12 protein-coding genes are annotated in these 13,895 nt (G+C 65.0%); 4 read left to right on the plus strand and 8 right to left on the minus strand.

Annotated elements, in window-relative coordinates; translation table 11 throughout:
• Window positions 1-17 precede the first annotated feature (17 nt).
• From OC450_RS06750 to OC450_RS06765, 4 genes are all read right to left on the minus strand, one after another.
• On the minus strand, window positions 18-2,558 hold the full coding sequence (locus OC450_RS06750; protein WP_211382579.1) for a branched-chain amino acid ABC transporter ATP-binding protein/permease: 2,541 nt from the start codon (window positions 2,556-2,558) through the stop codon (window positions 18-20).
• A complete protein-coding gene (locus OC450_RS06755) occupies window positions 2,555-3,430 on the minus strand; it encodes a branched-chain amino acid ABC transporter permease (protein WP_211382580.1) in 876 nt (291 codons plus the stop codon). Before OC450_RS06755 ends, OC450_RS06750 begins: the two co-directional genes overlap by 4 nt.
• A 19-nt stretch (window positions 3,431-3,449) precedes the next feature.
• Complete coding sequence (locus tag OC450_RS06760; RefSeq protein WP_262047507.1) at window positions 3,450-4,694, minus strand: ABC transporter substrate-binding protein; 1,245 nt, start codon at window positions 4,692-4,694, stop codon at window positions 3,450-3,452.
• 141 nt (window positions 4,695-4,835) lie between these two features.
• Window positions 4,836-5,753, minus strand: coding sequence for an IclR family transcriptional regulator (locus tag OC450_RS06765; RefSeq protein ID WP_211382582.1), 918 nt, complete (start codon window positions 5,751-5,753; stop codon window positions 4,836-4,838).
• A gap of 220 nt (window positions 5,754-5,973) precedes the next feature.
• Here OC450_RS06765 and OC450_RS06770 point away from each other — a divergent pair, with 220 nt between their 5' ends.
• The 3 genes from OC450_RS06770 to OC450_RS06780 are packed head-to-tail and all read left to right on the plus strand — an operon-like array spanning window position 5,974 to window position 8,931.
• Entirely contained in the window at window positions 5,974-7,773 is a 1,800-nt protein-coding gene (locus tag OC450_RS06770) for a thiamine pyrophosphate-binding protein (protein ID WP_211382583.1), read from the plus strand.
• Window positions 7,774-7,819: 46 nt separating this feature from the next.
• Window positions 7,820-8,524: an SDR family oxidoreductase gene (locus tag OC450_RS06775; protein WP_262047508.1), complete on the plus strand. Its 705-nt coding sequence runs from the start codon at window positions 7,820-7,822 to the stop codon at window positions 8,522-8,524.
• 23 nt (window positions 8,525-8,547) lie between these two features.
• Window positions 8,548-8,931: a cupin domain-containing protein gene (locus tag OC450_RS06780; protein WP_211382585.1), complete on the plus strand. Its 384-nt coding sequence runs from the start codon at window positions 8,548-8,550 to the stop codon at window positions 8,929-8,931.
• Window positions 8,932-8,935: 4 nt separating this feature from the next.
• On the opposite strand, the gene OC450_RS06785 is transcribed toward OC450_RS06780, so the two are convergent.
• Window positions 8,936-9,883 carry a lytic transglycosylase domain-containing protein gene (locus tag OC450_RS06785; protein WP_211382586.1) on the minus strand — a complete coding sequence of 316 codons (948 nt, stop codon included), beginning with the start codon at window positions 9,881-9,883 and terminating at the stop codon, window positions 8,936-8,938.
• A 181-nt stretch (window positions 9,884-10,064) separates the two neighbouring features.
• Here OC450_RS06785 and OC450_RS06790 point away from each other — a divergent pair, with 181 nt between their 5' ends.
• Entirely contained in the window at window positions 10,065-11,099 is a 1,035-nt protein-coding gene (locus tag OC450_RS06790) for a L,D-transpeptidase family protein (RefSeq protein ID WP_262047509.1), read from the plus strand.
• Window positions 11,100-11,107: 8 nt separating this feature from the next.
• Here OC450_RS06790 and OC450_RS06795 read toward each other — a convergent pair whose 3' ends face one another.
• The 3 genes from OC450_RS06795 to OC450_RS06805 form a co-directional block, all read right to left on the minus strand.
• Complete coding sequence (locus OC450_RS06795; protein ID WP_262047510.1) at window positions 11,108-11,383, minus strand: hypothetical protein; 276 nt, start codon at window positions 11,381-11,383, stop codon at window positions 11,108-11,110.
• A gap of 79 nt (window positions 11,384-11,462) precedes the next feature.
• On the minus strand, window positions 11,463-12,320 hold the full coding sequence (locus tag OC450_RS06800; RefSeq protein WP_262047511.1) for a VOC family protein: 858 nt from the start codon (window positions 12,318-12,320) through the stop codon (window positions 11,463-11,465).
• A 151-nt stretch (window positions 12,321-12,471) separates the two neighbouring features.
• On the minus strand, window positions 12,472-13,662 hold the full coding sequence (locus OC450_RS06805; RefSeq protein WP_211382590.1) for a urate hydroxylase PuuD: 1,191 nt from the start codon (window positions 13,660-13,662) through the stop codon (window positions 12,472-12,474).
• Window positions 13,663-13,895: the final 233 nt, after the last annotated feature.

Consider the following 13,895-nt stretch of genomic DNA (forward strand, 5'->3'; position numbering starts at 1 on the left):
GAGCGCATCGGTTTCCATCACAGCCACAGGATCTGCTTGCGATAGCTGAGATCGTTGAGCAGCGGCGCGGCCGGTCCCTGGTGGAACACGGCGCCGCGCTCCAGCGCGAAGACGCGATCGGCGAGCGCGAGCACGAGGTCGAGGTTGTGCTCGACGATCACGATCGACATGTGCCGGCGGAGCTGGTCGAACACCCCGAACAGTTCGAGCGTCACCGCCGGTGCGAGACCCTCGAACGGCTCGTCGAGCAGCAACAGGCTCACATTGCCCGACATCGCGCGGGCCACCGCGACCATCTGCTGCTCGCCGCCGGAGAGATAGTCGGCGGCAACGTTCATGCGCTCCTTCAGGCGCGGAAAATACTGCAGGATCTGCTCCTCGTTCCAGACCACGCCGTCGCTGCCGTCGGTCTTGCGGGCGAGGCGGCCGAGCGCGAGGTTTTCGCGCACGGTCATGCCCGCGAACAGCCCGCGGCCCTGCGGCACATAACCGACGCCGCGGCGCGCGATGTCGGGGGCCGGGAGGCGGGCGATGTCGGCGCCACGGTATGTGATGCTGCCCGACGCCGCCGGCACGAGGCCGGCGATCGTCTTCAGCAGCGTCGATTTGCCGGCGCCGTTGCGGCCCAGCAGCGCGACGATCTCGCCCTCGCGAACGTCGAGCGCGGCGTCGCTCAGGATGTGGCTCTTGCCGTAAAAGGTGTTGACGCCATCGAGGAGCAGGACGGCGGCGCGCTCGCTTGCATCCTCAATGCTGCGCCGGTGCGCGACCGCGGGAATGCCCTTGCCGGTGTAGATCTCCTGCACCCGCAGATCGGCGCGCACCGCCTTGGGGCAGTCCGACATCAGGACCTCGCCCTGGTTCATCACGGTCACCACTTGCGAGAAGCCGAGCACGCGGTCGATGTCGTGCTCGACGATCAGCACGGGAATGTTGGTCGCGATGTTCTGGACGAGGTTGGACACGCGCTCGCGCTCGGCCGCCGCAAGGCCGGCGAGCGGCTCGTCGAGCAGCAGCACCTGCGGCCTTGAGCCGAGCGCGATGCCGAGATCGACCAGCCGCTGCCCGCCATAGGAAAGTTCGCCGCCCTCGATCTGCTCGATGCCTTCGAGCCCGAGGAATTTTGTCAGCGCGGCGGTCTCGGCGTGGATGTCCTCGTACGCGTCGATGTCGTTCCAGATGTTGAAGCGCATCGGCCGCCGCGCCTGCAGCGACAGGCGCAAATTCTCGTAGATGCTCAGTCCGCGGAACAAATTGGTGATCTGGAACGAGCGCGCCAGCCCCTGGTGGCAGATGGCATTCGCGGGCACGCCGGCGATGTCGCGGCCCCGCAGGCGGATGGTGCCTTGATCCGGCGCGTAGAGGCCGGAGACCAGATTGAACAACGTGGTCTTGCCGGCCCCGTTCGGCCCGATCAGGGCGTGGATATCGCCGGCGGCGACGCTGATGCTCGCATTCTCGACCGCGCGGATGCCGCCGAATTTTTTGGAGACGCCGGTCACCTCGAGCACAGTGCCCTGGAGCGATTCCGGTTGGAGGAAATCAGGCAGCGGCAGGCCGTCATAGATCTTGCGCCGGCTCATCGCGGCTGTTTCTTCCGCGGGTGGACGAAGGCGCCGCATGACCAGCGCGCCGATGCCGACGAGGCCGCCGGGCGAATACATCACGAAGGCCACGAAGATGAGTCCGAACCAGAACAGCCAGTCCGACGTCCAGATCGAGAACAGCTCTCTGAACAGGATGAAGAACAGCGCGCCGAGTGCGGGGCCGAGCAGACTGCGCATGCCGCCGATGACGACCATGGCCAGAAGCTCGCCGGCGAACGGCACCGAGACGGCCTCCGCCGAGACCAGATAGTTCAGGAATGCGATCAGCGCGCCGGCAAGCCCGGTGACCACGGCGGAGATCACGAACACCGCGAGCTTGTAGCGCTCGACCGGATAGCCCTGGAAGCTCGCGCGCAGCTGGTTCTCGCGGATCGCCACCAGGACATGGCCGAACGGCGAGCGCACGAGGCGCATCAGCATGTAGAGGACGGCGAGCCCGACGACAGAGACCACGATGTAATAGTTGAGCGCATTGTCGAAGCTCATGGAGCCGATGCTGCCGCGCTTCAGTCCGCCGAGCCCGTCCTCGCCGCCGGTGAGACTCGTCCAGCGGAAGGCGGTGGTGTAGACCAGCGCGGCCAGCGCCAGTGTCAGCAGTGAGAAGTAGACTCCGCGCCGGCGCAGGATCAGCATGCCGATGACGCCCGATGCGATCGCGACGACGATCATCGATCCCAGTAGCGGCAGCCAGATCTCGCCGGGGAAGAAACGCAGCTGGATCAGGCCCGCGGCATAGGCGCCGATGCCGAACCAGGCGCTGTGGCCGAACGAGACGAGGCCGGTATAGCCGATGCAGAGGTTGAGCCCCTTGGTCGCGATCGCGAGCCCGACGATCCAGGTGCCGGTGTTCAAGGACAAGCCGAACGCCTTCAGCAGGAAGGGCAGCGCGACGATGGCCACGGTCGCAATCAGCAGCGGCTTCAGCCTGTGGATGGGCGAGGCGCTCCTCATTCGAACTTCTCGATGCGTTCGCCGAGCAGGCCGCGTGGGCGCACCAGCAGCACCAGGAACATCAGGATGTAGATCGAGGCTTCACCGGCGGCCGGCTCGAAATGAATGGCGATGCCGCGCACCACGCCGACGAGCAGGGCGGAGATGACGACGCCCCAGAAGCTGCCGAGGCCGCCGATCACGACGACGACGAAGGCAATGGTCATGATCTCGGCGCCCATCGCCGGATGCACGGTGGTGATCGGCGCGAAGAAGGCGCCGCCGAGCGCGGCCATGCCGACGCCGAGCATTACGATCCCCGTCATGTAGGGCTGCAGCCGGATGCCGAGCGCCGCGACCATGTCGGGCCGCTGGATGCCGGCGCGCACCACGCGGCCGAACGAGGTCTTTTGCAGCAGCAGCCAGATCCCGAGCAGTATGGCGGCGACGACAGCGAGGATCAGCAGGCGATAGCGCGAGAACAGGAAATCGCCGACGATGACCGAGCCGCGAAAGCTTTGCGGGATCTCGGTCGAGACCGGCGCCGCGCCCCAGATCATGCGGATCGCCTGCTCTGCGACCATCGCAAGCCCGAAGGTCACGAGCAGGCTGAGGATCGGATCGGCGGAGTAGAAGCGCCGCAGGATGAAGCGCTCGAAGAGGATTCCGAGCAGCGCGACCGCGAAAGGCGAGATCGCCACCGAAGCGCCGAAGCCGAGACGCCTGGTCAGCTCGACGCTGACATAGGCGCCGAGCGCATAGAAGGCGCCATGCGCCAGATTGACGATGCCGCCGACCGAGAAGATCAGCGACAGCCCGAGCGCAATGAGAAGGTAATAGCCTCCGAGCACGAGGCCATTCACCACCTGTTCCAGCAAGAACTCGAACTGCATGTTGCGTCCAAGCCGCGCCTCAGGCCTTCATCTCGCAAGGGTTCTGTTCCTTGGTCGGATAGATCGTCTCCGGCGGATCGCCCGCCCCCGGAACCGCATCGCCCAGCACCAGCATGTCCCACTGGTCCTTCATCTGGTCCTTCGGCTTCACGGTGAAGGGATAGGCCTCCTGCACGAGCTGATGGTCCCAGGAGCGGAAATAGGCCTTTCGCGCCTTGCCGATGTCGAACTGGGCCTGCTTCTCGAAATAGGCGATCAGTTCGTTGCTCTCGGTCGACTTCGTCGTGTTGATCGCTTCCGCCAGCAGCTTCAGCGTGACGTAATCGATCCAGGCGTGGTTCTCCGGCGGCTTGCCGTACTTCTTGCTGAAGGCCGCGACGAAGGCCTGCGACGTCGGATTGTTCAGCGTGTGATACCAGACCGTCGGCCAGGTACCGCCGAGATTGCCCGCGCCCGCGGCCCATGCATCGCCGGTGTTGAGATTGAAGCCGACCAGCGGGTAGGGCAGGCCGAACTCGGCATATTGCTTGACGAGGTTGGTCACCTGGTTGCCGGCGAGATTGCAGCAGACCACGTCGGGCTTGGCCTGGCGCACTTTCAGCAGATACGGGCTGAAATCGGTGGCGTCGGTTGCGATCAGCTCGTCGCCAATCAGGTTCGCCTCGTGCGTGCCGAAGAACGCCTTGGCGGCCTTCAGCAGGTCGTGGCCGAAGATGTAGTCGGCCGTGAGCGTGAAGAACTTCTTGCCCTTCACCATGCCCTGCTGCGACAGCGCGGTACCGACCGCGTTGACCATCACGGTGTTGGGGATGTCGCAGTGGAAGGCGTATTTGTTGCAGTTCTTGCCGCGTAGCGCGTCCGAGCGCGCGCCGGTCGAGAAGAACACCTTCTTGTTGCGCTCGGCGACCTGCATGATGGTGAGCGATGAGGCCGACGAGATCTCGCCAAGCAGCACCACTGCGCCGTCCTGCTCCAGCATGCGCTGCGCCTTGGTTGCGGCGGTGGCGGGGTTGATCGAGTCTTCCGATAACAGGTCGATCCGCTTGCCGAGGATGCCGCCGGACGCGTTGATCTCCTCGGCGGCGAGCTTGACGCCCAGTTGGGCGTAGCTGCCGATCACTCCGAGGAAGCCGGTCAGCGGTGTCAGGTGTCCGATCCGGATCCGCTCGGCCTGGGCCTTCACGATCGCCGGAAACCCAAATGCGGACGCGCCGACGAAGGCTGCGCCCGCGCGTAACAACGTCCGTCGCGGGTAGCGGATCATGTCTGTCTCCTCCCGGGTGCACCGCGTGCCTCCCTTCAAAATCGGCAATCCGACAATGTGAGAGACGTTCTTCTAATGCTGGAGGATAATCCCGAACGCCGTCGCCGGTGTCAACCGGCAAAATCGCCGTTGATGCGCGTCCTAGACTTTCGGCGTGAACGCCTTGTGCGCCCGATCCTTGGCGCCGAATTCGGCCGACAGGCGGTCGGCGGCGGCCTGCACGATCTGCGCGCCGTCATGCAGCGCCTGGTTGGAGAGCCGCCAGATCGGCCCGGATATGCCGAGCGCGCCGATCACCTGTCCGGTGAAGTCGGTCACGGGCACGGCGACGCAGCGCACTTCCGGATTGAACTCGCCGTCGTCGAAGGCAACCCCGGTGCGCTGCACCTCGGCGATCTCGCGCATCAGCGCGCCGGGATTGCTGATGGATTTGGGCGTCGAGGGCTTGAGCTCCACGCGATCGATGAAACGCTTGAACTGTTCCGGGCGGAGCGAGGCCAGGATGATCTTGCCGAGCGCGGTGCAATGGGCGGGCCGCACCACACCGACACGGTCGGTCAGCTGAAACGCGCCGGGACCGCTGGTGCGGGCGACGACGATCACTGCATCGCCCATACGCACGGCAAAATGGCCGCTTTCGCCGGTCTGGCGCGACAGCTCCTCCAGTACGGGCGTTGCGACATTGACCATCTCGATCTCGTCCAGCGCGCTTGCCGCGAGCGCGAACAAGGGGCGCCCGATGCGGTAGCGCTTGTTGTCCTTCTCCTGGCGGAGGTAGCCGAGCGAGACCATGGTCTTGGCGAGATGAAAGGTCGTCGAGTTGTGCAGGCCGACCAGCTTGCTCAGTTCCGCAAGCCCGATTCCCTCGCGGTGGCGCGCCACTTCTTCGAGGATCGAGAAGGCGCGCCCGAGCGACTGAACCCCGCCGCCGCGCTGCTTGTCTTCGGCATCATCGTCGCCCTCAGCCTTGGGGGCGGAGACCAGTTTGGCAATCGCGGCCTTGCGCGGGCTGGCGGGCTTCTCGCTTGTGCTGGGCTTGGTACGCGATCTCAAGGACACCCCTCCGGCAAATCCGTCGTGACTCGATGCTGCGACAGTAGCACGCCAATTCGTGCCGGCGTCGGACTCGAGCTTCGCATTTTCCGCCGGCACGAGCCTACCACAATATAAATTGACGTACAGCATTATGAGAAATAGGGTGCCCGCGGCCTAACGACGACCGCGCCGTGTTTTCCGCCCCGGTCCACAAGAAGTCGTGGGCCGAGAGGGAGACGGGTTGATGTCGAGAAACATGCTCAATGGCGCCCAGGTCATTGTCGACTATCTGATCCAGGAGAAGGTGCCGCAGGTGTTCGGGCTCTGCGGCCACGGCAACATCCAGTTCATCGATGCTCTGTACGAACGTTCTTCCGAGATCAAGACGATCTCCGTGCATCACGAGAGCGTCGCCGGCTTCATGGCGGACGTCTATTATCGCGTCTCCGGCAGGCCAACCGCGACCTTCACCTCGTGCGGGCCCGGCTCGGCCAATCTTCCGATCTCGCTCGCCAACGCCTTCCTCGATTCCGTGCCGTTCATGGCGATCACCGGCAACGTGCCGACCAGCCAGTTCAACCGCGGCGCGTTCCAGGAGATGTACCGGCACTATCAGGCCGACTTCCCCTCGACCGTGCGCACGATGTGCAAGAAGGTGTTTCAGCCGACGCGCGGCGAGATGGTTCCGCTTGCGATACGGCAGGCCTGGAAGACGATGATCACGGGCCGGCCGGGGCCGGTAGTGGTCGACGTCCCCTTCGACGTCTTCATGGAATCAGCCGCGGAAGAGGCGCCGAAGGCGATCGAGTGGAACGCCAACATTTCCAGCCGCTGCGGTGCCGATCCTGAGGGCGTGGAGAAGGCGGTCGACATGCTGCTCGCGGCCGAGCGGCCGGTCATGCTGGTCGGGCAGGGCGTGCGCTATGGCGGTGCGGCGGACGAGCTGCGCAAGCTGGCCGAACGGCTTCAGATTCCGGTCGCCGCGTCCGCGAGCGGTCTCGGCGCGCTCGACGTCAATCATCCGCTTGCGCTCGGCCTCGTCGCGCGCGCCGGGCACTATCAGGCCAATCACGCGACGCGGCAGGCCGACGTGCTGCTCGCACTTGGCGTCCGCTTCGACGATCGCACCTCGAGTTCGTGGATTCCAGGCTATTCCTTCACGATTCCGCCGACGCGGCTGATCCACGTCGACATCGATCCCGAGGAGATCGGCCGCAACTATCCCGTCGCGCTGGGACTGATGGCCGATGTTCGCACCTTCCTGCGCCAGGTGCATGCGGAGCTCGACCGCCGCGACAACCTATTCAAGAAGTCAGACGCCCGCAAGAAATGGCTGGCGCAGATCGACACCTACCGAAAGGAGTGGGACAAATTCGTCGCGCCCGGCTTCTCCGACGACACCACGCCGATCAACCCGCAGCGCGCGGCCGCCGAGATCGACAAGGCGCTGCCGGAAGACGCCATCCTCGTCTCCGACATTGGCGTGCACCACAACTGGCTGCTCGGCTTCTGCAAGCCGAAGCGGCCGGACTCGCTGATTGGCTCGATGGGATTCGGTCCGATGGGCTTTGGCGTCGCCGGCGTGATGGGCGCGAAATTCGCGGCGCCCGATCGTCCCTGCGTGTCCGTCTGCGGCGACGGCGCCTTCTTCATGCATGCCCACGTGCTCGGCACCGCGGTCGAGTACAATCTGCCCGTGGTCTGGGTGGTCTGGAACAATTACGCTTATGCCTCGATCCGCGGACTTCAGCGCGGCTATCTCGGCGGGCGCGAGCTTGCGACCGACTTCAAGCATCCGGACACAGGCCAACGCTACAATCCGGATTTCGCGGCGATGGCGCGCTCCTGCGGCGTCGAGGGCGTGCGGGTCGATCGCGCCGGCGATCTTGGCGAGGCGATCCGCAAGGGCATCGCCGCCAACAAGCCGTATCTGATCGACGTCGACATCGCCGCCGACGTCAATCCGTCGGGCGCCGGCGTCTGGGAGCTGCCGGGCCTCGGCCAGAGCAAGGCCGGCATCGGCACCCGGTTCCAGCCGGGCTGACCGAGGGTCGCAAATCGCCCATCAAGAACATGTCGGGGAGATCGGAATGACGTTCGCAGGCAAAAAGGTCGTCGTGGTCGGCGGCTCCTCAGGCATCGGACTTGCCACGGCGGAGCTTGCGACGAGAGAGGGCGCGGAGGTCATCATCGCCTCGCGCAGCGCCGCAAAGCTCGATCCGGTCGCGGAGCGGTTGAAGGTGACTGCGATCCCCGCCGACGTCACCAGCGACCAGAGCGTCGCCGAGCTGTTCCGCCGCACCGGCCCGGTCGATCACGTCGTGCTGACGGCCGCCCAGCTTCGCACCGGCCCGTTCAAGACTGTGGCGATGGACGATGTCCGCGCCACCATGGAAGGCAAGTTCTGGGGCGCCTGGCGCGTCGCGCGCGAAGCCGAGATCAGGCCTGGCGGCTCGCTTACGTTCGTGACCGGCTTCCTCAGCGTTCGGCCGCGGCCGAACTCGGCGATCATCAGCGCCGCAAACGGCGCGCTGGAATCGCTGGCCCGCGCGCTCGCGCTGGAGCTGGCACCGGTGCGCGTCAATGCGGTCTCGCCCGGCGTGATCGACACGCCGATCCGGGCTGCGATGCCGGAAGCGGCGCGCCAGGAGATGCTGGCCAGGACGGCGGCCGCGCTGCCGGTCGGCCGTGTCGGCATGGCCGAGGACATCGCCCGGCAGATCGCGAGCTTCATGGCGAACGGTTTTGCGACCGGATCGATCGTCTATGTCGATGGCGGAGCGCTGGTGAATTGAGACGCGCGAAAGGGAGCATGATCATGGCCGAGGAGAGCAACGGCGCCTTCATCCGCAACATTGCCGAGGTGCCCTGGCGCGAATTCCCCAATCACTTCGGCGGCGCGCTGTCAAAGCCGCTGGTGATGCCGGAGACCGCGGGCTCGCGCCGGATCGACTACCGCATCTCGATGTACCAGCCGATGGCTTATGTCGCGCGGCACCGCCACAAGGTGCAGGAACAGGTTTATCACGTCCTCGACGGCGAGGGGCTGATGGAGATCGCCGGCAAGAACCACATCGTGCGCAAGCACGACGTGATCTTCCTGCCGCCCGGCGTCGAGCACGCGATCTCGAATTCGGGCCTGACCGACCTCGTTTTCCTGGTGGTGACGTCGCCGGTGACCGACGACGAGAAGCCGGTGTGACTGGTTAGCGCTCGCTCGATGCGAGGCGGATAGCGCGGGCCTTCGCGCTCTTTCCGGCCGCACGTGCCGCAATCATGCTGCGCGCCTTGCCATGGGTGCCCTTACGGATCACGGATGCAAGCCGCTTGCGCAGCCGGTCGGTCGCCAATCGCGCCGCCAGCTGCTCTGCCTTGCGAATGATGGTTGTGACCGAGGGCGTCAGGTTGACCGGAACCCAGGCGACGTCCTTCGTCTTGGACAGGCTGCCGATGCCTTCGCACGGCGCTTCGCGCGGCAGATCGATCCGGATCGCGAGCGCTTCGGTGCGTTCGGTCCAGTCCTCGGCCTTGGTGCCGGTGATGATGCGGACATAGTCGCGCGTCTCGCGCGGCAACTCGCTTTCTTTGGCAAGCCATTTCTGGATCCGGCCGGGGCCCGCATTATATGCGGCCGCGGCGAGGCCGAGATTGCCGAAATCGTCGCGGAGCTTGCGCAGGAACTTGGCCGATGCCGGCAGCGCCTTCATCGCATCGAAGGGATCATCCAGCCCGACCTCGGCTGCCGTTTCCGGCATGAACTGTGCAACGCCCTGCGCGCCGGCCTGGCTGACCTCGTTGGACTTGAAGCGGCTCTCCTGCCAGATCAGGCGCGCGAAGAACGGCACCGGAATGCCGCTGGCCTCGGCGGCTTCACGAAGCGCGTGGCAAAAGCGTTCAGTCGGCGACACCGGCGCTTGTGCGACCGGTTCGGCCGCAGGCAGCGGCTCGGGTGTCTCCTCATAGGCCGCGCGTGCATTGGCGAGCTCGATCGCGTGCACGCTTGCGAGGAACAGCTCGACCACCGGAACAAGTGGCGAGGCTTGGGTGTTTTGAAGAACGGCGCGATCGAAGGCCGATGTTTGCCGGGACGCCGACGGATCGAGGTCGCACATCAGAATCAGAAACGCGGCGCAAGCCGCGATGACAAATCGCATTGCGTGGACAACCTCGAACTGTGGGATGAACGGGCCAGCGTTGCGCCGGCGATAAGAAGTTCTTAACCGTCCGATTGCGGCAAAGCTGCGGTCTCGTCGGTTCCGTCGGTGTTACTACGGTGTTCCCGCAGAGAAACTTTCCGCGGTTCTTACGGGGCATTGGCGAATTGGGACGAGCGACATGATGCGATGGGTAATTGGCGCGGTGATCTCGCTGTGGGTGACCTGTCCGGCGCTCGCGAACAATCTCGATGCTGCCGCGGTGAACGACGCTGCGCGTCCTGCGAAGCAGCCTGCGACCGACAAGGTCACCGCATCGGTCGTGAAGCTCCAGGTCCTGCTCGATCGGGCGCAGTTCTCACCCGGCGAAATCGACGGCAAGTTCGGTGAGAACGCGCAGAAGGCGCTGAAGGCATTTGCCGAGCAGAACGGGTTCGCATCCGACAAGACTATTGCGCCGGAGCTGTGGGACAGGCTGAGCGCGGCAAGCGAAGGTGCCATGATCGTCGAATACAAGATCACCGACTCCGACGTGAAGGGGCCGTTCCTGAAAGAGCTGCCCAGCAAGCTGGAGGACATGAAGTCGCTGCAGGCGCTGAGCTACACCAGCGCGCGCGAAGGGCTCGCCGAGAAATTCCATATGAGCGAGGATTTGCTGCGGACGCTCAATCCCGGCAAGTCGTTCGACAAGGCGGGCGAGACCATCGTCGTCGCGAATGTCTCGGCACAGCGCGAGCTGCCGCGTATCGCGCGGCTCGAGGTCGACAAGACGGGCGAGACCTTGAAGGCGTTCGACGGGAGCGACCGCCTCGTCGCGTTCTACCCGGCGTCAATCGGCAGTCCGGACCGCCCCACGCCGAGCGGCGCGCTCAAGGTGACCGCTACCAACGAGAAGCCGACCTATCACTACAATCCCGAGTACAAGTTCCACAGCGTCAAGTCGAAGAAGCCGTTCGACGTCAAGCCGGGGCCGAACAATCCCGTCGGAGCGTACTGGATCGGTCTCTCCGCGCAGGGCTACGGCATTCACGGAACGGCGGAGCCCGACAAGGTCAGCAAGTCCGCTTCGCACGGCTGCGTCAGGCTGACCAATTGGGACGTGCGCCGGCTTGGCGACAACGTCAAGCGCGGCACGCCGGTCGTTTTCCTGGATGCGCCGACGGACTCCTCGTCCAGGCAGCAGGAGAAGTCCCGCGGCAAGCGCGCCTCGCACTAGTCCTTGAACTAGTCCTTGGGAAAGTCCTTGCGCATCGCGATCTCGGCGGCATCGCCGGGCGACAGCACCGTCTGGTCGAACGCTGCTTGCGGCCCCGTCATGATGTCGTAGAGCGAGATGCCCTTCACGGGCTTGCCCATGAGTTCGCGGACGCAGTCGGCGAGCGTGCCGTTATAGACGAGATAGGGCGGGCCGCGGTCCTTCTGCCTCTCGCCCTTCAGCGACGGCCACTTCTTCAGCTCGGCCGGCGCGTCATAGGCGATCGGCGATTCCTCTTTGAACATGCGCTTGGCCCCTGAAGGCGTGGATAGCCCAAAAATCCTAGGGTTGCCCGGTAAACGCTTGTTAAAGAATTAGTTCAAATCAGCCGGCAACGAAGGCGAGCAGGGTGCCGTTGGCCTTGGCGGGCGGCACGCAGATCGCAGCCCCGCTGCGCACAGCTGCCGAGCCAAGCGCCTTCTGGGTTGCCGCCAGATCGCTGCTGACGAGCACCAGCGCCGCGCCGCCGCGCTCGGAGAGACCTGCGAGCGGCACGCCGGGATAGCGGTTGCCGAGCTGCTCCAGGGTCAGATAGACGAAGTCGGCACGATCGCCGCCGGAGGGCACGGCCACCGCGCCGTCCGCCTCCGCCTTCGGCGCGCGGTCGATCAGGTGCGCGAGGTGCGCGGCTTCCTTCGCGGGCTCCGGCGTTGCGATCAGCGTCTGCTTGATGTGCCTCGCCGCATTGGCGTGCTTCATCAACTCGGGAATCCACACGGTCTCGCGCGTCTTGTGCTGGCAGGCGAAGATACGCACGCCGCCGGGCGCTTCCGCGGTCGGCCACATGAAGGTGCGGAATTTTGCCGCCGACACCGTGCCATCAGGCAGCGTGACAGGTCTTTCGAAATAGGTGGGACCGATTGGCTCCAGGCCGCGTGCGCGAATCTCCTCCGCGCCGGCGGCGGCATCGACCGCGGTGAAGGCGATACGCTCGATGCCTTCGCCGCGCTTGTCGAGAAAGGCGCGCGCGGGCGCGTTGTGCTCGGTCGCCGCCAGCACGCCGAGCAGTTCCATGTAATCAGGATCGAACATGATGGTGTAGTTGCCGGTGCCCATATGGGCGCTGTGGGTGCCGCGCGGCGAGAGTGTGAAGCCGAGCTGCCGATAATTCTCGGCGGCCTTGTCGAGGTCCTGAACCATGACCACGGCGTGGTCGATACCGATGACGTTCTTGAGGGTCACTGTTCTTTCCCCGAATGCAAACTGGACTTGAGCTGAATCTGGACCGCGCCAGCTGATCCTGTCTACGCCGGATGGGCGGTCAAGTCATTTTCAAATCGGCGGGACATGCAGAATTTCATTCCGCAAAATGCGGCATGGATGCGTAATGGCATCAGCGCGCCTGCTCGATATAGGCCGCGAGGATGGCGCGCTCCTCGCTCGTCATCTCGGTGATATTGCCCGGCGGCATCGCATTGGACCAGGCGGCGACGCGGCCGATCAGGCGGATGTTGCGATGGATGTGCTCGGGCGCGTCGAGCAGGATGCCCTTCGGCGCCGTCACGATGCCCTCCCAGACCGGCTCGGCGGCGTGGCACATGCTGCAGCGGGACATCACGATCTCCTCGACATTGGCGACCGTGACGGGCGCCGACAGCGCGCCGGTCTTGACCTCGCGCGGTCCGGCGGCGGACAGGAACAGGATCGCGATCACGCCGGCAGCGGCGACTCCCCACACCCACCAAGGCGATTTGCGCCCCGCATGACCCTCGTTGAAGAAGTGGCGGATCACGGGACCGAGCGCCAGGATGATCGCAACGATGATCCAGTTGAAGCGGGTGGCGTAGAGCAGAGGATAGTGGTTGCTGATCATCAGAACGACCACGGGGAGCGTCAGGTAGTTGTTGTGAACCGAACGCTCCTTGCTGGTCTTGCCGAGCTTCGGATCGGGCGCTTGCCCTGCGATCAGGGCGGCCACGATCTTCTTCTGGTTCGGGATGATCAGCGTGAAGACGTTGGCGACCATGATGGTGCCGATGATCGCGCCGATCTGGTTGAAGGCGCCGCGGCCGCTTAGCACATGAGTGAAGGCGTAGGTCAGCGCGACCAGGAACAGATAGCCGCCGATGGCAAAGGGCAGTTCGCGCTGCGCGAGCCCGGTGCGGCAGGCGCCTTCATAGAGCAGCCACGCCAGAGCAAGGCTGCAGAAGCTGAACAGGCCGGCCTGGAACGGCGTGAGGTCGAGGATCGACTTGTCGACCAGGAACAGGCCGGCCTCGAGATAGTACACCACCACCATCAGCGCGAAGCCGGACAGCCAGGTGGTGTAGGCTTCCCATTTGAACCAGGTCAGCTCGTCCGGCATCCGGGCGGGCGCGACCAGATATTTCATGATCCGGTAGAAGCCGCCACCATGGACCTGCCAGGCTTCGCCCTGCACGCCGTCCGGCAGCTCGCTGTCAGGCTTGAGGCTGAGGTCGAGGGCGATGAAGTAGAAGGAACTGCCGATCCAGGCGATCGCCGCCACCACATGCAGCCAGCGGAGCAGCAGGCTCGCCCATTCCGATACGATGGATCCCCACATGATCACCCCGACAGGTGCGACACCAATGCCGCAGCTTTGATGACCGCAATCCGCGGCCCCGCCCTTACAATGTGTCGCACCGATCAGCCGCATTTTCCAGTACGATGGGCTGCGGCTGATGCACATCGTGCGGGCATGAGCTGACGTGCGATTCGGCAGGCGTTTGACCTGTCGCAGAACGATTGCGGGTCGATCGGCGTAGACGCGCGACAGGTGAAGGCCGGGAGGAAGAC

Source organism: Bradyrhizobium sp. Bra78 (genome assembly GCF_024519855.1).
GTDB classification, from domain to species: Bacteria; Pseudomonadota; Alphaproteobacteria; order Rhizobiales; family Xanthobacteraceae; genus Bradyrhizobium; species Bradyrhizobium japonicum_G.

What these genes read in the sequence shown, in the direction of transcription:
- OC450_RS06795 (WP_262047510.1), bottom strand. Translation starts at nt 11,383, where the DNA reads ATGTTCAAAGAGGAATCGCCGATCGCCTATGACGCGCCGGCCGAGCTG.
- OC450_RS06760 (WP_262047507.1), bottom strand. Translation starts at nt 4,694, where the DNA reads ATGATCCGCTACCCGCGACGGACGTTGTTACGCGCGGGCGCAGCCTTC.
- OC450_RS06770 (WP_211382583.1), top strand. Translation starts at nt 5,974, where the DNA reads ATGTCGAGAAACATGCTCAATGGCGCCCAGGTCATTGTCGACTATCTG.
- OC450_RS06790 (WP_262047509.1), top strand. Translation starts at nt 10,065, where the DNA reads ATGATGCGATGGGTAATTGGCGCGGTGATCTCGCTGTGGGTGACCTGT.
- OC450_RS06805 (WP_211382590.1), bottom strand. Translation starts at nt 13,662, where the DNA reads ATGTGGGGATCCATCGTATCGGAATGGGCGAGCCTGCTGCTCCGCTGG.
- OC450_RS06750 (WP_211382579.1), bottom strand. Translation starts at nt 2,558, where the DNA reads ATGAGGAGCGCCTCGCCCATCCACAGGCTGAAGCCGCTGCTGATTGCG.
- OC450_RS06755 (WP_211382580.1), bottom strand. Translation starts at nt 3,430, where the DNA reads ATGCAGTTCGAGTTCTTGCTGGAACAGGTGGTGAATGGCCTCGTGCTC.
- OC450_RS06780 (WP_211382585.1), top strand. Translation starts at nt 8,548, where the DNA reads ATGGCCGAGGAGAGCAACGGCGCCTTCATCCGCAACATTGCCGAGGTG.
- OC450_RS06775 (WP_262047508.1), top strand. Translation starts at nt 7,820, where the DNA reads ATGACGTTCGCAGGCAAAAAGGTCGTCGTGGTCGGCGGCTCCTCAGGC.
- OC450_RS06785 (WP_211382586.1), bottom strand. Translation starts at nt 9,883, where the DNA reads ATGCGATTTGTCATCGCGGCTTGCGCCGCGTTTCTGATTCTGATGTGC.